The sequence below is a fragment of the Bradyrhizobium sediminis genome (genome assembly GCF_018736085.1).
GTDB lineage: Bacteria > Pseudomonadota > Alphaproteobacteria > Rhizobiales > Xanthobacteraceae > Bradyrhizobium > Bradyrhizobium sediminis.
Window position 1 is genome coordinate 3,212,658 of record NZ_CP076134.1, and the last position, 19,387, is coordinate 3,232,044.

Annotated in this window: 22 protein-coding genes and 1 tRNA gene; 11 read left to right on the plus strand and 12 right to left on the minus strand. The window is 64.8% G+C overall.

Features of this window, described 5'->3' with window-relative positions:
• Nucleotides 1-11: 11 nt before the first annotated feature.
• From KMZ29_RS15590 to KMZ29_RS15605, 4 genes are all read right to left on the minus strand, one after another.
• Nucleotides 12-951 (minus strand): IS630 family transposase gene (locus KMZ29_RS15590; protein WP_369810020.1). Its coding sequence is split into 2 segments (ribosomal slippage): nt 12-614 and nt 616-951, totalling 939 coding nucleotides; the frame shifts between segments, so codons are not numbered across the junction.
• Nucleotides 952-1,042: 91 nt separating this feature from the next.
• A complete protein-coding gene (locus KMZ29_RS15595) occupies nt 1,043-1,195 on the minus strand; it encodes a hypothetical protein (protein ID WP_215602092.1) in 153 nt (50 codons plus the stop codon).
• Between the two features lie 31 nt (nt 1,196-1,226).
• Nucleotides 1,227-1,469: a porin gene (locus KMZ29_RS15600; protein ID WP_215620086.1), complete on the minus strand. Its 243-nt coding sequence runs from the start codon at nt 1,467-1,469 to the stop codon at nt 1,227-1,229.
• 35 nt (nt 1,470-1,504) lie between these two features.
• Nucleotides 1,505-1,762, minus strand: a complete 258-nt coding sequence (locus tag KMZ29_RS15605; protein WP_215616123.1) for a PilZ domain-containing protein — start codon at nt 1,760-1,762, stop codon at nt 1,505-1,507.
• 302 nt (nt 1,763-2,064) lie between these two features.
• On the opposite strand from KMZ29_RS15605, the gene KMZ29_RS15610 reads away from it, so the two are divergent.
• From KMZ29_RS15610 to KMZ29_RS15635, 6 genes are all read left to right on the plus strand, one after another.
• Nucleotides 2,065-2,139: transfer RNA gene (locus KMZ29_RS15610), tRNA-Glu, on the plus strand.
• 146 nt (nt 2,140-2,285) lie between these two features.
• Complete coding sequence (locus KMZ29_RS15615; RefSeq protein WP_215620087.1) at nt 2,286-3,518, plus strand: Zn-dependent hydrolase; 1,233 nt, start codon at nt 2,286-2,288, stop codon at nt 3,516-3,518.
• Nucleotides 3,519-3,716: 198 nt separating this feature from the next.
• Nucleotides 3,717-4,007: a type VI secretion protein gene (locus KMZ29_RS15620; RefSeq protein ID WP_215620088.1), complete on the plus strand. Its 291-nt coding sequence runs from the start codon at nt 3,717-3,719 to the stop codon at nt 4,005-4,007.
• Between the two features lie 104 nt (nt 4,008-4,111).
• The gene (locus tag KMZ29_RS15625) at nt 4,112-5,146 is read left to right on the plus strand and encodes a PrsW family glutamic-type intramembrane protease (protein ID WP_215620089.1); all 1,035 of its coding nucleotides are present in this window, start codon (nt 4,112-4,114) and stop codon (nt 5,144-5,146) included.
• Nucleotides 5,147-5,253: 107 nt separating this feature from the next.
• Nucleotides 5,254-5,826, plus strand: a complete 573-nt coding sequence (locus KMZ29_RS15630) for an HdeD family acid-resistance protein (protein WP_215620090.1) — start codon at nt 5,254-5,256, stop codon at nt 5,824-5,826.
• Nucleotides 5,827-6,058: 232 nt separating this feature from the next.
• On the plus strand, nt 6,059-7,144 hold the full coding sequence (locus tag KMZ29_RS15635) for a 3-deoxy-7-phosphoheptulonate synthase (protein ID WP_215620091.1): 1,086 nt from the start codon (nt 6,059-6,061) through the stop codon (nt 7,142-7,144).
• A 157-nt stretch (nt 7,145-7,301) separates the two neighbouring features.
• On the opposite strand, the gene KMZ29_RS15640 is transcribed toward KMZ29_RS15635, so the two are convergent.
• Genes KMZ29_RS15640 through epmA form a run of 4 tightly spaced genes read right to left on the minus strand, consistent with a single transcriptional unit; the run spans nt 7,302 to nt 9,984 of the window.
• Nucleotides 7,302-7,556 carry a hypothetical protein gene (locus KMZ29_RS15640; protein ID WP_215620092.1) on the minus strand — a complete coding sequence of 85 codons (255 nt, stop codon included), beginning with the start codon at nt 7,554-7,556 and terminating at the stop codon, nt 7,302-7,304.
• Between the two features lie 28 nt (nt 7,557-7,584).
• The gene (locus tag KMZ29_RS15645; protein ID WP_215620093.1) at nt 7,585-7,800 is read right to left on the minus strand and encodes a hypothetical protein; all 216 of its coding nucleotides are present in this window, start codon (nt 7,798-7,800) and stop codon (nt 7,585-7,587) included.
• A 4-nt stretch (nt 7,801-7,804) separates the two neighbouring features.
• Complete coding sequence (locus tag KMZ29_RS15650; protein ID WP_215620094.1) at nt 7,805-8,917, minus strand: lysine-2,3-aminomutase-like protein; 1,113 nt, start codon at nt 8,915-8,917, stop codon at nt 7,805-7,807.
• Nucleotides 8,914-9,984 (minus strand): EF-P lysine aminoacylase EpmA, encoded by a 1,071-nt coding sequence (epmA, locus tag KMZ29_RS15655; protein WP_215620095.1) that lies wholly within the window; start codon nt 9,982-9,984, stop codon nt 8,914-8,916. Before epmA ends, KMZ29_RS15650 begins: the two co-directional genes overlap by 4 nt.
• Before the next feature lie 91 nt (nt 9,985-10,075).
• Here epmA and KMZ29_RS15660 point away from each other — a divergent pair, with 91 nt between their 5' ends.
• From KMZ29_RS15660 to KMZ29_RS15670, 3 genes are all read left to right on the plus strand, one after another.
• On the plus strand, nt 10,076-10,804 hold the full coding sequence (locus tag KMZ29_RS15660) for a hypothetical protein (RefSeq protein WP_215620096.1): 729 nt from the start codon (nt 10,076-10,078) through the stop codon (nt 10,802-10,804).
• A 203-nt stretch (nt 10,805-11,007) separates the two neighbouring features.
• Nucleotides 11,008-11,574 (plus strand): elongation factor P, encoded by a 567-nt coding sequence (efp, locus tag KMZ29_RS15665; protein WP_215620097.1) that lies wholly within the window; start codon nt 11,008-11,010, stop codon nt 11,572-11,574.
• A 15-nt stretch (nt 11,575-11,589) separates the two neighbouring features.
• A complete protein-coding gene (locus KMZ29_RS15670) occupies nt 11,590-13,239 on the plus strand; it encodes a M23 family metallopeptidase (RefSeq protein WP_215624287.1) in 1,650 nt (549 codons plus the stop codon).
• Nucleotides 13,240-13,242: 3 nt separating this feature from the next.
• On the opposite strand, the gene KMZ29_RS15675 is transcribed toward KMZ29_RS15670, so the two are convergent.
• Nucleotides 13,243-13,722 (minus strand): carboxymuconolactone decarboxylase family protein, encoded by a 480-nt coding sequence (locus KMZ29_RS15675; protein ID WP_215620098.1) that lies wholly within the window; start codon nt 13,720-13,722, stop codon nt 13,243-13,245.
• A gap of 53 nt (nt 13,723-13,775) precedes the next feature.
• Here KMZ29_RS15675 and KMZ29_RS15680 point away from each other — a divergent pair, with 53 nt between their 5' ends.
• Both KMZ29_RS15680 and KMZ29_RS15685 read left to right on the plus strand, forming a co-directional pair.
• On the plus strand, nt 13,776-14,363 hold the full coding sequence (locus tag KMZ29_RS15680) for a MarR family winged helix-turn-helix transcriptional regulator (RefSeq protein ID WP_215620099.1): 588 nt from the start codon (nt 13,776-13,778) through the stop codon (nt 14,361-14,363).
• Between the two features lie 56 nt (nt 14,364-14,419).
• On the plus strand, nt 14,420-15,655 hold the full coding sequence (locus tag KMZ29_RS15685) for a lytic murein transglycosylase (protein ID WP_215620100.1): 1,236 nt from the start codon (nt 14,420-14,422) through the stop codon (nt 15,653-15,655).
• Between the two features lie 128 nt (nt 15,656-15,783).
• Here KMZ29_RS15685 and KMZ29_RS15690 read toward each other — a convergent pair whose 3' ends face one another.
• The 3 genes from KMZ29_RS15690 to KMZ29_RS15700 all read right to left on the minus strand — a co-directional run bounded on the left by KMZ29_RS15690 (nt 15,784) and on the right by KMZ29_RS15700 (nt 19,294).
• Nucleotides 15,784-16,593, minus strand: coding sequence for an SDR family NAD(P)-dependent oxidoreductase (locus tag KMZ29_RS15690; protein ID WP_215620101.1), 810 nt, complete (start codon nt 16,591-16,593; stop codon nt 15,784-15,786).
• 31 nt (nt 16,594-16,624) lie between these two features.
• Entirely contained in the window at nt 16,625-18,466 is a 1,842-nt protein-coding gene (recJ, locus tag KMZ29_RS15695) for a single-stranded-DNA-specific exonuclease RecJ (RefSeq protein ID WP_215620102.1), read from the minus strand.
• 108 nt (nt 18,467-18,574) lie between these two features.
• Entirely contained in the window at nt 18,575-19,294 is a 720-nt protein-coding gene (locus KMZ29_RS15700; protein WP_215620103.1) for a haloacid dehalogenase type II, read from the minus strand.
• Nucleotides 19,295-19,387 lie beyond the last annotated feature (93 nt).

Sequence of the window (19,387 nt, forward strand, 5' to 3'; positions counted from 1 at the left end):
GCGTGATGGCATTAGGTTCGATAGCCTGAATTTTTGAGGTAGTTGGCGCATTCTTGGGGTGTGAAGGCGTTGAGCAACTGACTGATTACGGCGCAGACCGCATCGACGGTTCGCGCGGCGGCCTTTCGGAGCAGATGTTTGAGCTTGGCAAAGACCTGTTCGATCGGGTTCAGGTCGGGTGAGTATTTGGGCAGAAAGAACAGCTTGGCACCGGCAGAACGGATGAGCTGACGCACGCTCTTGCTTTTGTGGCTGCCGAGATTGTCCATGACGACGATGTCGCCGGGCCGCAGGGTCGGCAGGAGAGCCTTTTCGACATAGGTCCGAAAGCTCTCGCCATCGATCGGTCCCTCGATGAACCATGGCGCATCGATCCGGTCATGGCGCAGGGCCGCCAGGAAGGTCATGGTCTTCCAGCGCCCGTGGGGAACCTTGGCGGGCAGTCTGCGCCCGCGCAGTGCCCATCCCCGCAAGGGAGCCATATCGGTCCGGGTCCAGGTCTCGTCGATGAAGACCAGCCGCTCAGCTTCGACGCGACCTTGATACTTTGTCCACTGGGACCGCCGCCGCGCCACGTCGGGACGATCGCGCTCGCCAGCCACCACGCTTTTTTTTGAAGCTGAGCTTCTCGGCATGCACGAAGTCCCACACCGAGTGGTAGTCGACCTTCAGGCCGCGTCCGGCGAGTTCGGCAACGAGCCCGCGTATGGTGAAATCGCTGTCCCTGAGCCGCTGCGACAGCCAGACCGCGTGGTCTCCCGAAATTGCTTTCGGCTTGTGGCCACCCATCTGGCCAGGCTCAACGCTGCCGGTCTCCTCGACCCGCTGCATCCAGCCGATGGCCGTGCTGATCGCGACCCCAAACCGCTTGGCGGCCTGATTGCGGGACATCCCTCCCTCAATTGCCGTCACGACACGCTTGCGCAAATCCAGAGAGTAAGGCTTGCCCATACATGCTGGCCTCCTAACCCAGCCTGCATGGTGAATCAGAAACACGCTGATTTGGGAATCCCAAATCGATTCAACCTAACCCCATCCCGCTTTAGGAGCCCGATCGCTCGAACAACACGACGAGAACGATCACGGCCAGCGTCACCGCTGCCACCACAAGCCGCGTGGTCCAGCTCATGCCGCGGCTGACCCACCACGCCAGCGCGCAGCTCATGACGACGGGAACGATGATTTCGAGCTGCATTCTGGCCTCGTAGCTGGTAACGCGCGCGAAGCTAGCGGCTGCCGCCGACCCCGACACTGACCGCGCCACCGATTCTGACACAGGTTTCGGTGCCCTCGACCTTGACGAAACCGGGACCATACGCCGCACAGGAATTCCGGGCGCCCGGGCCTTTCGGCGACAGTTGCCTGGGGGTGGCCGCGGACTTGTTGGGCTTTGTGGCCAAAGGCTGTTCGGCGAGCGCTGACGCGGCCGGCAGCACCATGGCAAGGATCGCAATGAAGACGCTTCGCATCCGGCCTTTTATCGCCTGCGGACCGGCCGGGCTAGCTAGCGGACGAATTTGATGCCCACGGTCTTGCCGCGGCGCCAGACCACTTCGCAGTTCCGCCCGGTCCGCGCGTCGCGCGAGAACGCCAGCCGCAGTTTCGCGGGCAGCATGTTGGGATCGTCGATGGTGATCTTGGCGCCGGTCGAGGACATGTCCTGCACCACGCAAGGCCGCGCCGCAAAGCCGCCTTCGAGGGTGATCCAGCCGGGCTGGCGTATGGATTTGCGCGTTTCGCGCTTCTTGGCTGCTGCGGCCATTACGATATCTCCTGCGCGCCTACCCCTTACCCCGCGGGGGCTTTAGAAACTGTTGCGAGACGGTGAATATTCCCGGCCCAATGGGCGCGGAACCGCTTTCCACCGGCCGTGAAAACGGGACCTGCGATGGCTTGCCCGGCCGCGCAAACGCCACTATACGTTCGCCCGCTGCCTTGAACGTGTCGCCACGGTCGGGGGCCGGCACGGCGCCACCGCCCCTCCAAAGCGTTGATTTGCCGGGTATATTTGAAGCGAGACGGCAGTGCCGCGGCCAAATTGGCTGTGGCGGGGCCTCAAGTTTCGCTCCCTTCGTCTATCGGTTAGGACGCCACCCTTTCACGGTGGAGAGAGCGGTTCGATTCCGCTAGGGAGCGCCAAACGTCCATTTCGGGATGGACCTGCATCCGCCCTCCGCCCGTTTCCGCTGCACCGCCGCGCCGAGTTCCAACGTCGCCAGATTTGCCAGCGCGACCTTATTTTGAGACGGTCCGCGCAGGAACTCCTCACCGCAAGAGAGCCAACATTGCCTTACCATCGCCCACACGTCGACGGCGCCCGGGTCCTCAGGGATCTCAATACGCTGCGCGGCATCGGCGCCTACAAGACCGGCGTCCACAAGCCGACTTTCTCCGAGCCGCATATGCGCTCGCTGCTATGGCTCGCCGAGCGACTGCCCGAGGCAGGACTCACGGCCGAAATCGACGGCATCGGCAATGTGCTCGGCACATCCGCGAAACCCGGACCAAAACTGCTGGCCGGCTCGCATCTCGAGAGCCAGAATTACGCGGGCTGGCTCGATGGGCCGCTCGGCGTGGTCTATGCGCTCGAAGCCGCCCGCGTCATCAATCCCGATCCGAACGCCACCGGCGCCGTCGAGGTCGCGGCCTGGTGCGATGAGGAAGGACATTTCGGCCATTTCCTCGGTTCCAGGTCCTATGTCGGCGCCGTCAGCGAGGACGACATCGACGCCGCGCGCGACCGCAGCAGCGGCCGCACTATGCGCGAGGCCCTGCGCGACGCCGGCCTTGCCGGCCGGGCGCGGGCCAGCGTCGAACGCGGGCGCCACATCGGATATCTCGAGGCCCATATCGAGCAGGGCTCGACGCTGGAAAGCGGCGGCCTCTCGATCGGCGTCGTCACCTCGATCGTCGGCATCTGGCAATACCGGATCGTCTTTGAGGGCGAGCAAAACCACGCCGGCACGACCCGGATGGCTGTCCGCAAGGATGCCGGCCTGGCGCTGGCGCGATTCTGCGTCGATATCGACGATCGTTTCCCGTCCCTGTGCGGACCGCGCACGGTTTGGACCACCGGCCGCATCACACTCGATCCCGGCGCGCCCAGTATCATCCCGGGACGTGCGGAAATGCTGTTCCAGATTCGCGACGACGATCCCCGCGTGATCGAGCGCCTCGAAGACCTGTTGCGCGGCATGGCCGCGGATGTCAGCGCGAAGGGCCGCTGCACGGTCACGATAGAGCGTCTCCGCACCGGCGCGCCTGCGATGATGGATGCCGGCTTTCAGCATGCAATCGAAGCCGCCAGCGCAGCCTTCGCCGGTGGCAAATCCATCCGCATGCCATCAGGCGCTGGTCACGACGCCCAGATTCTCGCCACCATCATGCCATCAGGCATGCTGTTCGTGCCCTCGATCGGCGGCATCAGCCATCACTGGAGCGAGAACACCGGCGATGCCGACATCGTCACCGGCGCCGAAGTGTTCGTCGACGCCTGCCGGCGCCTGCTGGCGCGATGAACGTACCGGCTTCATCCAACCTTTCGACGGCCTCGTCTCCGAGACGAATAAAATGAGCAAACTGCTTGATTACGCTCGATTATCGCCTTTCACCCAGCGACGTCGAAACCCAGTCATCTCGCTGGCTTTTGTTTCCGACAAATGCGTTTCGAACTGATATCGTTGCTTAGGCCGGACCTTGCCGGTTGGGGGATAAACGTGAAATTCATTGCCGTACTGACCGTGCTCTGCACATTTTCCGGGACTGCGATCGCGCAAGGCGCGCCATGCCAGTCAATCGCCAAGGCAGGCGATCGCCTCGCCTGTTATGACAAGGCTGCGCCGCCGATCGCGCTGGCCAAGCCTGCTGCGTCCAAAACGCCGGCTGCGCCGGCCAAACTGGCAATCTCCCAGACGTCGACCGAGCAGCAGGGCCATGTCGTCGATCTGCTCGCCGCCGAAAACGCGAGACTGGACGCCAAGCTCAAGACCATCTGCCGCGGCTGCTGAGCCGCGGCCCGGGCACGAGCGCTCCGGAACACCCGAGGCTTGCTGTCGCATGTGCATGTTTCCGGCAGCGAACAAGATCGAAAAATGGCATATCTGCCATCCTGATGCTGCTACTCGAAGCCCTCCCCACCGTCATTGGCACCGCGGCGATCGCGCCGGCGCTCCTGATTCTGTGGCTGGTGATCGCCGCCGGCGAGCGGCCGGAGCCGCCGGCCAAGGTGTGGACCGCATTTCTGCTCGGCGCCGCCAGCATTTCGCTGCTCGGCGTGGCACGCGCTCCGTTTGCCTCGCTGCTCGCCGTCCCCGGACATCCCTGGACCTCGCAGGTGCTGCATTCGATCCTCGGGGTCGCCGCGCCCGAGGAGATCGTCAAGATCCTCGTCATCGTCGCGGTCTCGACACGGCGCCGGCCGGGCGCCGACCCGATGGACGCCGTGGTCTATGGCGCCGCCGCCGGCCTCGGCTTCGCGGCCTACGAGAATCTGGCCTACCTCGTGCAACATCAGGAGATCTGGCGCTCGCTGGCGGCGCTGCGCAGCGTGCTAACCGTGCCGTTCCATGGTGCGCTCGGCATCATCGCCGGCGCCTATCTCACGCTTGCGCGATCCGGAACCGCGCTTGGCGCGCACCGGCACAACCGCGACTGGGCGCGCATCTCCAGCCGGATACTGATCCTGCTGGCGCCGCTGACGCTGCACGCCGCGTTCGACTTCCCGCTGCTGACGCTGCAGCAGAATCCGGACCTCGAACAGTCCACCCGGTTGGTGCTGGGCACGGCCAGCGTGCTGATCGGCTTCAGCTCGATCGCCTTTGCGGTGCGGCTGGTGCGGCGGGTCGGCCGCCATCACGCGCCGCGCACCGAAGTCGCGCGCGAGCGGCTCAGCCAGTTGCGGCGAATGTGGGCGCTCTTGGTGGCGGGCGGCGGCGCCGGATTTGCCGGCCTCGCCTTCGTACTGACCTCGATCCATCACTGGCTGGTCAATCCCGAACGCAACGTGGCGCTGGTTCTGGTCCCGATCGGCCTGACGTCGATCCTGATCGGCGCGGCGCTGCTGCTGGCAACCACCGCGGTCTATGTTCTCGGCCGCAATCGCATGCGCACGACATCGGAGGGGTTTTCCTCCGTGCCCGGCCAATGACAACGCCGGGCTGACAACGCCGGTCGCCAAAAAATTTGACCCGGCGGCGCCGGCGCAGGCTATATTGCCCGAGTCACCTCAGTGTTGCCGGCATCGGGAGACTTTCCATGACCCTTCCCCAGGACATCGCCAAGCTGCAATCCGAAATGAACGCTGCGGTCCGTGAGCACTGGAAGGCTTTCCTGTTCGAAGGCATCCTGCTGGTGATCCTGGGCTTGGCCGCGATGATCGTGCCGCCGCTGGCGGGCCTCGCAATCACGATCTTCCTGGGCTGGATGTTTCTCATCTCCGGCGTAGCAGGACTAGCGATGACATTCTGGGCCCGGCAGATGCCGGGCTTCTGGTGGTCGCTGATTTCGGCGGCGCTGGCGATTGCGGCCGGCATCATCCTGCTGGCAAAACCCGCGCAGGGCGTACTGACCCTCACGATCGTGATCGGCGCCTATTTCCTCGCCGAAGGTGTCGCCACCATCATGTACGCATTGGAGCACCGCCGCGAATTGTCCGAGCGCTGGAGCTGGATGGCATTCTCCGGCATACTGGACATCCTGATATCCGCGATGATCATCACGGGATTGCCGGGCTCGGCGGAATGGGCGATCGGCCTCCTGGTCGGCATCAACCTGCTGTTCGGCGGCGCATCGCTGATCGGAATGGCGCTCGCTGCGCGCAAATCCTGAACCGGGCCCTTCGCCCTTTTTGGGGATGACAAGCCGTACCGCATGCGCTATAGGCCAGCCATGATCACCGTCGCCACCAGCTATTATTGGTACTTTAGCTTCGACAGCTCGCTGGCGGCGGGAGGATCGCGCTCAATCTGACAAATTGCAGCAGAAAGTCCGAACAGCCGCCGCCCGATCTGGCGGCTTTTTGTTTGGCCGGCAGGTCCCTCAAGAAACAGGAGCCATAGCCGTGTTGAGCACGACAGACGATCTTCGGATTAACGAAATAAAAGAGCTGACTACGCCGCAAGAGGTCATGCGCGAGATCCCGCGCACCTTGACCGCGACGCGCGTCGTGATGGCGGCGCGCAACGCCATCCACGCCATCCTCAACGGATCCGACGATCGCCTTCTGGTCGTCGTCGGCCCCTGCTCGGTCCACGATCCCGCCGCAGCCATGGACTACGCCGAGCGCCTCGTCGCGCTACGCGAGCGGCTTGCAGACCGGCTCGAAATCGTGATGCGGGTCTATTTCGAGAAACCGCGCACGACGGTGGGGTGGAAGGGACTGATCAACGATCCCGACCTCGACGGCAGCTTCAACATCAACAAGGGCCTGCGTCTCGCCCGCAACGTGCTTTCCGCCGTCAACAATCTCGGGCTGCCCGCCGGGACCGAGTTCCTCGATCTCACGACACCGCAATACATTGCCGATCTGATGGCTTGGGCGGCCATCGGCGCGCGCACCACGGAAAGCCAGATTCACCGCGAGCTCGCGTCCGGACTGTCCTGCCCCGTCGGCTTCAAGAACGGCACCGACGGCAATGTGCGGATCGCCGCCGACGCGGTCAAATCGGCATCGCATCCTCACCATTTCATGGCGGTGACCAAGGGAGGCCGTTCGGCGATCGCGGCGACATCCGGCAACGAGGACTGCCACATCATTCTGCGTGGCGGCAGCAGACCGAACTACGACCAGCCAAGCGTCGCTTCGGCCTCGGCCGAACTTGCTCGCGCAGGCGTGGCGCCGCGGATCATGATCGACACCAGTCACGCCAACAGCAGCAAGAAGCCGGAGAACCAGCCGCTGGTCGTTGCCGATATTGCCCGCCAGCTATCCGACGGCGAACAGCGCATCATCGGGGTTATGATCGAGAGCAATCTGGTCGCGGGCCGCCAGGATGTGTTGCCGGGTACGGCGCTGACCTACGGGCAGAGCATTACGGACGGTTGCATCGACTGGCAGACGACCGTGCCGGCGCTCAACCTGCTGGCTGACGCCGTTGCGGCAAGACGGGACGCGAAGCGCCGCAAATTACGGGAGCTTTCGGCCTAGGCTTCCAGTTCGGTGGATCCATCCTTCGAGTCGCGAGCAAGAGCACGCTCCTCCAGCGATAACGGCTTTGCCGTTACGCGGGCATGAGGTCATGGACCCTCGTGGTGAGGAGCGCGGCAACGCCGCGCGTCTCGAACCACGAGGCCGCCGGCGCGGCCTAGCAGCCGCGGCAGATGCTCCTGATCTTGCGATCGAGGGCGGCGTTTTCCTTGTTCAACGGATCGTTCGGGTCGCTCAGGTTCTTCTCAGAGGGAACGTCGCTGGCGCGCGGCTGGCGGTGGCCGATCGGGGCCTGCGGAATGGGTTGATTCTTTGCGGCGGTGGATGATCCGCCGCTAGTGCCGGTTTGTGCGATGGCTGCCGGACTGCCGATCAGGACCAACAACGCCGCTACCGTGAACAGTTTTCCCATCTTGTTTCTCCTGTCTCAGAGATTTCATCTATCGCGTCCGGTCGAAAACCTCGATCTCTGCGCAATTGCGGCGCCCCTGGGCGGCGCAGTCCTGAACCTTTCGCACGTCTGCCATGGTGCTCAATAGCCAGACTCCCGCCGCCGCCAGCACCAAAAAGAAACCCAGCAACACCGCGTTCTCGACGTGGCGGTTGCCTTCGTCCTCCGACGGCTCCGGCCCTGCCTTTCCTCCGTCCGTCGTCATCGGATCATGGCGTCGGAGGATAGAGATGAACGTCGCCGCAATAGTCAACGACACGATAGCGCGTTTCGGCTCCGACTTCACCTTCCGATGTGGAATTCGCCTGCGACAGGTAGCTCGGGCCGACCGGCGCCTTGCCATGGCCGCCGGGAATATCCAGCACGAATTCCGGCTGGCACAGTCCGGACACCCGCCCCCTTAAACTTTGCATCAATTGCTGGCCATGCTCGATCGTGCTGCGCAGGTGCGCGGTGCCGGGCGCGAGATCGCCGTGGTGCAGGTAATAGGGTTTGATACGGCATTCGACGAAGGCCCGCATTAGCGCCTCCAGCGTCGCAACATCGTCATTGACGCCGCGCAGCAATACCGACTGGCTGACCATGGGAATGCCGGCGTCGACGATCCCGGCGCAGGCGGCGCGGGCCGCGCCGGTCAATTCGCGCGGATGATTGGCATGCAGCGCGACCCAGGTCGTGGCGCCCGCAACCCTCAGCGCCGCGATCATCTCTGCGCTGATGCGCCGGGGTTCGACCACCGGCACCCTGGTGTGAATGCGGATGATCCGGACATGGCCGATGGCGGCGAGATCCGCCATGATCTCGGCGAGCCGCCGCGGCGCCAGCATCAGGGGATCGCCGCCGGTCAGGATCACTTCCCATATTTCGGAATGCGCACGGATATAGGCCAGCGCGTTGTCGTAGGCGCCCTGCGAGAGCGCGGTCGACTTGCCCGGGCCGACCATTTCGCGGCGAAAGCAGAACCGGCAATACACCGCGCAGACGTGAACCAGCTTGAACAGCACCCGATCGGGATAGCGATGCACGATGCCCTGGAGCGGCGAACGCGCAAAATCGCCGATCGGGTCGGGATTCTCGCCGGGCTCGCGCACCAGCTCCTCGGCGCTTGGAATGAACTGCCGCGCGATCGGATCGGCGGGATCGTCGGGGTCGATCAGCGCCGCCATTTCGGGCGTCACCGCCACCGCATAGCGCGCCGCGACCCGTTCCAGGTCACCAAGGTCGGTCACCGCCGCAAGGCCGCGGCCGACCAGCTCGGCGGGCTCGCGCAGCGTGGCGGCTGACGTAACTGACGTGACTGACGTGAGATTGATCCTGTTCATGCCTCACCTGCCGGCGGCGTCCACACCACCTGATCGATCCGCAACGCCCCGCTCGCCAGCATCACCAGCCGGTCGAAGCCGAGCGCAACGCCGCTGGCCTGCGGCATTTGCCCGACCGCGGCGAGGAAATCCTCATCCAGCGGATAGCGCTCGCCATAGCGCCGCTGCTTTTCATCCATCGCTTCCGTGAAACGATGGCGCTGCTCCCGCGCGTCCGTCAACTCGCCAAAACCGTTGGCCAGCTCGACGCCACAGGCATAGATCTCAAACCGTTCGGCGACGCGCGGATCGGACGGTTTGGTGCGCGCCAGCGCCGCCTCCGGCGCCGGATATTCGAACAGCACGGTCAAACGCCCCTGCCCCAGTTTCGGTTCGACGTGCTCGACCAGAACCTTGCTGAAAATATCGGACCAAGTGTCGTCGTCCGAAATCCGCACCTGCCCCTTTGCCGCAGCCGCAAGTCGCGCGCGATCGCCTGCGCCGTGCGCGATGGTGGCGAGCAGATCGATCCCGGCAAAGCGCTCGAACGCGCCCGCGACCGTCAGCAATTCCGGTTCGGCGAAGGGATCGGCGACCTTGCCGCGAAACGAAAACTGGCCGATGCCAGTCGCCTGCGCCGCATGAGCGATGACGACGACGCAATCGGCCATCACGGCATCATAGGCTTCGCCGGCGCGATACCATTCCAGCATGGTGAATTCCGGCAGATGCAGGTCGCCGCGCTCGCGGTCGCGAAACACCCGCGCCAACTCGAAAATTTTCCGCTCCCCTGCCGCCAGCAATTTCTTGCAGGCGAATTCCGGCGACGTCCGCAAGTATCGGCTGACGCGTTCGCCGTCGGCGCGCGTAAGTTCGGTGCGGGGCGCATGCAGGTGGGTCTCATTGCCTGGCGAGACCTGCAGGATCCCGGTCTCAACCTCGACAAACCCCTGCTCGTCGAACCAGGCGCGCACCGCCCTGGTGACGGCGCTCCGCGCCATCAGGAACGGCCTGACGTCGGCATGCCGCGCAGGCGCCCACCAGGGCGACGGCAACTCGGCGGTTTCGGCGATGGGGTTGCGATTCATCTGGGCCGTTTGTGTTGTGGCGTCATCTGCATGCGTCGATCTGAACCATCGGCGCGATCCCGCTGACTAACCGAAAATCCGGATTACAGCCATGTTTGACCACAGATTCATTGGAACGTGGATTCTGCTCTTGCTTGGCATCGCCATGGCGGCGCCGGCGCATGCCGGCGGTCCCCGGCCCGGTTTCAGGCTGAACGCGGAAGCAACGATTACCTCCCCGGATCGAACATTGCGGGTGGAGCAATATTCCAGGGAGCTCGGGGATCGCGGTCTCCTGTACCAGTTTTGGACCTTCGACAGGGATCACCGGCATCCCTTTCTCCTCAATCCCGGCGAGGGCGACGAATTGGCTGGATATCAGGCGGGCTTTCGATTTAGCCCGGACAGCCAGTGGTTGGTGCGAATGCAGAAACTGGGAGCGGGTTATCAGACGCTGTTCCTGTATCGCCGGAATGGGTACCAATTTTCACCCGCGACGACCAAGCCCCTTGGCGATCTGGCCTGGGATTATTTCTTTGGCTCGCCGGCGTCGAAAGGGATGCGGCGGGACCCCAGGGACCGCTACTCGCTCCATCACGCGCAGGCTAACCTGCTCAAGGGGATGGAAGAAAATTACGCCTGGCTGGGGCAACAGTGGCCGGACAGCCGCTACGTCGTGATCAGCCTCTCCTTCGACACCCAGGGTCAAGAAAAACCGACGCCGTGGATCGAAGGCTGGCGCTGCGTCTATGATCTGGAAACCGGGACGTTCTCGGTGCCCGCCGGCTTCGCCGAGCACAACGCGAAGGCCGTCAAGAATCCTCCACCCCGATCGGAATGACCCCGCAACGAGGCGGGCGTGGCAGCCGGCCCCGCCATGGTAAAATCCGGCCGTTTTAGGCCCTCAGCGGGGCCCCTCGAGAGCCCGCAAATCGCTGGCATCGACCGGCAAAATCAGTATGTTGCAGCCCGAAACCGCCTCATTGGCCGTAGGGCAACCTTGTCCGGATCGGGCCCGGGCCAGAATCATCAGGAAAAGCAGCTTTGAAAGTCATCGCCAGTTCTATTCGCAAGGGCAACGTCATCGAGCAAGACGGCAAGCTTTATGTGGTTCTGACCGCCGAGAACATCCATCCCGGCAAGGGAACTCCGGTCAGCCAGATCGAAATGCGCCGAATCAGCGACGGCGTGAAGATCTCCGAGCGCTACAAGACCACCGACCAGGTGGAGAAGGCGACCATCGAGGACCACAATTACAACTACCTCTATGAAGACGCCGACGGCTTTCACTTCATGAATACCGAGAACTACGACCAGGTTCAGGTGCCGAAGGACGTGATCGGCAACGCCGCCGCGTATTTGCAGGAAAACATGACGGTCAAGCTTTCGCTGCACGGCGTCCTTCCGGTGGCGATCCAGATGCCGCAGCGCGCGACGCTGGAAGTCGTGGAAACCGAGCCGGTCACCAAGGGCCAGACCGCCTCGTCTTCCTACAAGCCCGCCATCCTCTCCAATGGCGTTCGCACCGCGGTGCCGCCGCATATTGGCGTCGGCACGCGGATCGTGGTCATGACCGAGGACGGGTCCTACGTCGAACGCGCGAAGGATTAGGGCTGCAGGACAAGTCTGGCGCCGGGGGGCGACGCATTGGGTACCAAGGCTGTCCGGTCCGTCACACGTTCGCTGGCATCTTTCGTCTTGCTTGTTGCCGGCACGGTCACTGTTGCCGCGGATGAATTCCGGACGCCTTCGGTCTCCGCCGTGCGCGTCGAGTGGCCCGCCGTGCTCGATCAGCTGCGAAGCGAGATCAACACCCAGCCGGCGGTAGCCTCCGACTTCGCCTTCACTGGCCAGCGCCGGCTGCTCCCGCCGTTCGATCCGCGCACCATGCCGGCGCTGGTGCAGCTCAACGCGGTGACCTCGCAGGTATTCAACGGTATCGGGCGCAGCCGGGTGCCGGTGTTGTTGCCGTTCGATGCCGCGGCGTTTCTCGAAGCGCGACGCAACGGCGCGCCCGATGGCCTGTCGTTGTCGCGCTACCAGGCGGACTTCCGGCCCGTCGACCTGTTCGACGCCGGTCCGGCCGGCTACGATGCGGTGTTTTCGCTTCAACCCGGCGCCGGCGACGGCATGTCGCAACGGACCTTTGCCAGGCCGGTCGAAGTGCAGATCACCGGCTCGATCCTGCTCTACGACATCAGCGATCCCCAGGGCGGCAAGGGCGAGCCGGTCAAGTCGCTTACGGCGCAATTCCCGGATCTGCGCCGCTTCATCCGGGAAGGCTATGTGCGCTATGCCTTCACCCGCTTCGGCGTTCCCTATGTGGTGTCGATCCAGTGCCTGGACTCGACACCGCGGCCGCGGCGGCTGGCCTGCCGCGAGGCCTACCCCGTCGCCGAGCGCTTCCTGAAGGCGCTACGCGTCGCCGGCGGCCAGCCGTCGCGGTCGCGCATGGACATTCCTTCCGTCGTGGCCGAACGACCGCTTCAGCGCGCTGCGGATTTCACCTATCGGCCGCCCGGCGACATCATCGCCAACACCGGCCTTCGCAAGCAGGGCGGTCGCGTCGATTTCACCACCTATTCGCAGATCCGCTTTCCGCTGGAAAAGCCCCCGGCCTTCGCCCATTCGCAATCGTTCCGGAAGCGCCGCGCGACCGACGAGGCGGCCGGCAGCCATGCGGGATATCCCTGGCAGGATAATTTTTGCGAGGCTCGCAGTTTCAACGTGGGCCAGTGCGGCGGCGGCTTTGGCCATCAGGGCCAGGATATCCGCCCCGGGGAATGTGCGACCGCAGGCCAGGAAGGCGGCGACAAATGCGATCCCAAGCAGCAGGGGGTGGTCGCGGTCCGCGACAGCGTCGTGATCCGCGCACCGAAGCAGCAGGCGGTGACGCTGCAGGTCAACAGCCGCACCGAGCACATCCGCTTCCGCTACATGCATATGAACCCGGCGAGCCTCGATGCCGACGGCATCCTGAACGGACGCAACGTCGCGGAAGGCGAAAGGTTCGGTGTGGTTTCGAATTACCTCGACCGTCCCAACGGCACCAGCCGCCATTTGCACTTCGACGTCCAGGTGTTCACGCGCGACGGCTGGATCTGGGTCAACCCCTACGTCACCCTGATCTCGGCCTATGAGCGACTGATCCGCGGCCGCGGCCGCGAGGTCGGACCGCAGGCTGCTGCTGCCGCGGCGGCTGCTGCGCCCGCGGTGGCCCATGCCCTGCCGGAGCAGGTTGCCGCTCCCAATGCGAGGGAAGGCAGCGAGAACTGACGCCTATGACGCCGCGGCCTGCGGCGCCGGCTTCCGCGCCGGCGGGGTCCAGCGATAGCCGGCGCCGAACCGGTTCCAGACATTGATCGAGGCGATCGCGGACGTCAGATACATCAGTTCCTTCTCGGAAAACTCGGCGCTCGCTTCCGCATAGGCTTCGTCGCTGACACCGCCGGGCAGCAATGTCAGCGCCTCGGTCCACGCCAGCGCGGCGCGCTCGCGCGCGGAAAACAGCGGCGCCTCGCGCCAGACCACGACGAGGTTGAGCTTGTCGGCGGACATGCCGAGCCTTTCGCCCTGCAGAATGTGATACTGCACGCAGAAGGCGCAGCCGTTGATCTGCGAGGCGCGCAGCTTGATCAGTTCCAGCAGTTGCTTGTCGATGCCGGCCTTGGCGGCGGCCTGGCCGAGCGCCATCACCGCGTCGTAGGCATCGGGCGCCAGCGCCTTGAAGTCTTCGTATTCGCTGCGAGCGTGTGACATTTCGATGTCCTCATGTTATCAGTGTTCTGATTTCTTATAAGAGCCCTTATATCATGCGCAAGATGGCAGCGTCGGCAAAATCGCGCCGGTCCCGAAAAGCGCCGAAACGGCGAAAATCGGGGCCCGCGAAAAAATCCGCGCCGGCGGCGAAAAAGCCCGCCCCGGTTCCGGCGCTGGCCGGCGTCCGCCCGCCGCCGCCCGGCCGGGGCAAGCGCGGCGAAAGAGGCTACCTCGCCTATCTGCTGCGGCAAGCCCAGGCCGCGAGCCGGCTGACAATGGAACGGGCGCTCGCCGACCTCGGCGTCACCCCACCGCAATTCGTCGTGCTGACCATGCTCCGGGCCTATCCCGGCCTGTCCGGCGCGGACCTTGCCCGGGTGGCGCTGCTGACCCCGCAGACCGTCGGCGTCATCATCCGCAACCTGGAACGATCGGGCGCCATCCGGAAGACCCCCCACCCCGTGCACGGGCGGGTGCTGATGTGGACGCTGACCCGCCGCGGCGGCACCCTGCTCGAAAAATGCCGCAGGCATGTTCAGGCCGTGGAACGGCGGCTGACAGCCGGGCTTTCTGCCAAGGCGCAGGCGACGGTGCGGCGCTGGCTGTCCAAAATTGCCGCAGATCTATCGCAGGAAGCCTAGTTCCAGCGGCGCCATGACATCTGCCGCGGTCCCTCCAGCGCCGCTAGACTGCCCCGATGAAATCATCTGATTCTCTGACTACACCGACCCGCCGCGCCGTGCTGCAGTCCGGCCTTGCCGCGGGAGCCCTGCTCGCGCAGCCGGTTGCGGCGTTTGCTGCGGCCCCGCCCGGCTTTGACCAGTGGCGCGACGGCTTTCGCACCCGGGCGCTGGCGAAGGGCATTTCGGACGCGACCTGGACCCGCGTGATGGGCCGCATCGAGCCCGATATGTCCGTGTTCAAGAAGATGGCGAAGCAGCCGGAATTTCACGAGCAGATCTGGCAATACGTCAACCGCCGCGCCTCCGATTGGCGCATCATCGCCGGCAAGGAGGCCTTACGGAAAAACGAGGCGCTGTTCGCGCGGATCGAACAGGATTTCGGGGTCGAGCGCGGCACGCTGCTGGCGTTGTGGGGCGTCGAGTCGGCTTACGGCGATCCGCTGGTGCAGCAGAACCACATGCGCCCGGTATTTCCCTCGCTCGCGGCACTCGCCTGGAACGAGCCGCGCCGCCGCGCCTATTGGGAAACCGAACTGATCAACGCCCTGAAGATCGTCGACCGCGGCTGGGGCACGCCGGAGGAAATGCGCGGCTCCTGGGCCGGCGCGATGGGCCATACCCAGTGGATGCCGGAAGTCTGGCTCAATGTCGGCATGGACTATGACAGGGACGGAAGGGTGTCGCCGTTCGGCAGACCCGACGACGCCCTCGGCTCCAGCGCGCGCTACCTCGTCAATCGCGGCAAATATCACCGCGGCGAACATTGGGGCTATGAGGTGCGCGCGTCGGGCGCGTCATCCAGCGGCAACCGCAGCTACGCGGCCTGGGCCAACGCCGGGGTGAAGCGCGCCGACGGCGAGCCGTTTCCGCAACCCAATGCGAGCGCGCAGATGTGGGTGCCGGTATCAGGCGGCCCGGCGTTCCTGTTGGGTCCAAATTTCTACGCGGTGAAGAGTTACAATCCCTCGATGAACTACGCGCTGGCGATCTGCCATCTCGGCGACCGCATTCTCGGCGGCCCGCCCTTCATCCAGCCCTTCCCCGGCTCGGAACGCGCATTGACGCTCGCCGAAGTGCAGGAAATGCAGACGCGATTGACAAAAGCCGGCTTCGACACCGGCGGCACCGACGGCCGCGTCGGCAACGACACCATGAAGGCGGTCAAGGATTATCAGACCAGGATGGGGCTATTGCCGGCCGACGGTTACGGCGGGCTGAAGGTGCTGGCACGGTTAAGACAGGGCGGATAGCCGGTGCACCGTCATTGCGAGGAGCGCAGCGACGAAGCAATCCATTCTTCCTTTGCTGCCCCATGAAATCTTCGCGGAGCCTGTCATCGGGCGCGCATGCGCGCGACCCGCTGGCTCGCAATGACAGCTCACCCCTGCCTCACCACCCCGCCCGCGTTCATACCGCCGTCGATCACGAGCTCGGTCCCGGTCACATAGCGCGACGCATCGGACGCCAGATACAAAACGCCCTGCGCAATTTCCATGGCATGGCCGGCGCGGCCGAGCGGCGCGGCGAGCCGCGCGCGTTCTTCGGGATCGATCGGGGCATTGGTTCCGCTGCCCGACGCTTCCATCGGAATCTTGCCCCAGATCGGGGTGTCGATGATCCCGGGATGTACCGAATTGACCCGGATGCCGTCGCCGAAAGACGCGCACTCCATCGCGATCGCTTTCGCAAACAGCCGCACGCCGCCCTTGGTCGCGCAATAGCCGGCCAGCGTTTGCGCGCCGCGCAGGCCCGCCAGCGACGACATCATGATGATCGAGCCGCCGCCGCGCCGGCGCATCGCGGGCAGGCAATGCTTCACCGAAAGAAATACGCCGTCGAGATTGATCGCGGTCTGCCGCCGCCAGTCTTCCAGCGACATGTGCACGATCGACGGCACCGAAATTCCGATACCCGCATTCGACACCAGGATATCCAGCCGGCCGAAGCGTTTTTCGACTTCGGCAACCACTTCCGCCCAGCGAGGCTCATTGGTCACATCCTGATGCAGGAACACCGCCTCATGACCGCCTTTCTTGATGCCGGCAACAACTTCGGGCCCTTTGAGGTCGTCGATATCGGTCACGACAACCGTGGCGCCCTCGCGCGCCAGCAACTCGGCGACCGCCGCGCCGATGCCGGACGAACCGCCCGTGACCAGTGCGACCTTGTCTTGAACCTGCCCCGTCATTTCCACTCCCATTGTTATCGTTGTTGTCGATCTACCTGATCACCGCCGGGCCCGGATCCGGCACCGCGACGTCGATGACCCGGAACTGCACGCGCTCGGTGCCCTGCCAGCGATCGACCGCGAGCGATCCCGCGACATGCAGCGGCTGCCCGCGATGTCCGATCAGGGCGTGGCCGAGCTTCTGCCCAACCGAGCGAAACGCGATGCCGTTGACGATGGCGCCGTCGCCGGCCTTGAAGCGCAGCCGCAAATGCGCCTGGCCGACTTCATCGGCGTAGACCAGCTGATGCGACGGCAGCGCCACCACCGGCTCGGGATTGCCGGCGCCGAAGGGGCCGGCGCGGTTCAGGGTAGCGGCAAATTCCGGCGTCACGCTGCGCGCGCTCACCGCGCCGTCGATGAACAGCTCGTTGTCGTGCCGCGAATTGGCGACGTCAGCGGCAAGCGCGGTTTCCATATAGGCGCGGAATTCCGCCAGCTTCTCCTTGCGCAGCGTGACGCCGGCAGCCATGGCGTGGCCGCCGCCCTTCAGCAACAGCCCGTCATGAACGGCCTGCCGCACCGCCTTGCCGAGATCGACGCCGGAGATCGAGCGGCCGGAGCCGGTGCCGATCCCGCCCGGCTCCAGCGCGATGGCAAACGCGGGCCGCGAGAATTTTTCCTTCAGCCTGGAGGCGACGAGACCGACCACGCCGGGATGCCAGCCTTCCGAGGCGGTGACGATGACCGAGCCCTTGTCTTCCAGTCCGAGCGAGGCCAGCGCTTCGGCTTCGGCCTGCGCCTCGGCCATCTGCTCGATGACGCGGCGCTCGGTGTTGAGACGGTCGAGCTCGGCGGCGATCCGTGCGGCTTCGGAGATATCGCCCTCCAGCAGCAGCCGCACGCCGAGATCAGCGCGCCCGATCCGCCCACCGGCATTGATGCGCGGCCCCAGCATGAAGCCGAGATGCCAGGCTTCCGGCGGACCGTTCAGCCGCGACACATCCATCAGCGCGGTATGGCCGACATGATCGCGACGCCGCATCGCGATCAGGCCCTTGGCGACAAAGGCGCGGTTGAGCCCGGTCAGGGGCGCGACATCGGCGACGGTGCCGAGCGCGACATGATGCAGCATGCCCAGCAGATCTGGCTCGGGCATTTCGGCGGTCCAGAAGCCGCGGCTGCGCAGTTCCCGGTTAACCGCGACCAGCGTCACCAGCACGAGACCGACCGCGGCAAGGTGGCCGAGACCCGAGAGATCGTCGGGCCGGTTCGGATTCACCAGCGCGTCGACATCGGGCAATTCGTCGCCACATTGATGATGGTCGATGACCACGACCGACATCCCCTGCCGCCGCGCTTCCGCCAGCGGCTCGAGGCTGGTGGTGCCGCAATCCACCGTCACCAGCAGCGTGGCGCCCTTGCCCGCGAGCATGCGGATCGCCTCAATATTGGGGCCGTAGCCTTCGAAAATCCGGTCGGGAATATGGACCAGCGGGTCAAGCCCGCAATGGCGAAGGTGCCACGCCAGCAGCGCCGCCGAGGTCGCGCCGTCGACATCGTAATCGCCGAAGATCGCCACCTTCTCGCGGCGGGTCGCGGCGTCCGCGATGCGCTTGGCGGCGGCTTCCATCTGCGTCACGGTATGGGGATCGGGCATCAGCTTGCGGATGGTCGGATCGAGAAAATCCTCGACCGCGTCGAGCTCGACCCCGCGCCCCGCCAGCACCCGCGCGAGCATTTCCGGCAATTGATAGCGCTGCGCGATCGCCAGCGCCCGCGCCGCCCCCCGCGCATCGAGCCGGTCGCGCCACAGCTTTCCGGTCGCGGAGCGCGCGACGCCGAGAAATGCCGGGGGCGCTTCGACGGGCAATGCGGATGCGGGGAGCGTCATGATGCTTTCGAAAGATAGGGACAGCGATTACTTCCGCAACACGGGTCCGTCATCCGGCCGGCGCAAGTGTGCTCATCCGGGGATGAGGTTAGAGCCTGCGGCCCTGGCCTAACAGCCCATTCGCTCGGCTATCCCGTTAAAATCCTTGGCGACGATATCCCAGTCGCCGTTGGCCTCGAAATCGTATTTCTGGTGCGGGCCGTATTCGGTCGGCCGCGCCACGAAAGCGGTCTTCAGTCCCAGTTGCTGCGCGGCCTTCAGGTCGTTGTTGTGCGCGGCCACCATCATCACCTGCTCCGGCGGCAGGCAAAGCAGCTTTGCGGCGCCGAGATAGGTCTCCGGATCGGGCTTGTAATGCTCGAACAGTTCGGCCGACATGATCAGGTCCCAGGGCAACCTCGCGAACTTCGCCATGTCGGTGAGCAACGCCACATTGCCGTTGGACAGCGGCGAGATGATGTATTTCGTCTTCAGCCGCGTCAGTCCAGCCACGGTGTCGGGCCAGGCATGAAGCCGATGCCAGCCCATGGTCAGGTGATGCAGGTCGGCCTCGGTGAGGCCCGAAATCTTGAACTGCGCAACCAGCTTTTCCAAAGACTGCCGGTGCAGCGTGTCGAGGATCATGTAGCCGCGCTCGGGGTGCTTGCGCACTTCGTCCATCGAGCCGGCATAGACCGCGCGCCAGCCGTCTACCAAAGCAGTCCAGTCGGCTTTGATGCCTCGCGTCTCCGACCACTTGGTGAAATCATCGATCAGGCTGGTGCGCCAGTCGACGCAGGTGCCGAACACATCGAACACCAGCGCCTTGACAGCGGAACTATCGGACATGGTCGCTCCCCGTTTTCTTGTTCGTCATTCCGGGGCGATGCCAACGGGTCCGGCCTCTGGCCGGCCCGATGACAAGCTCCGCATCGAACCCGG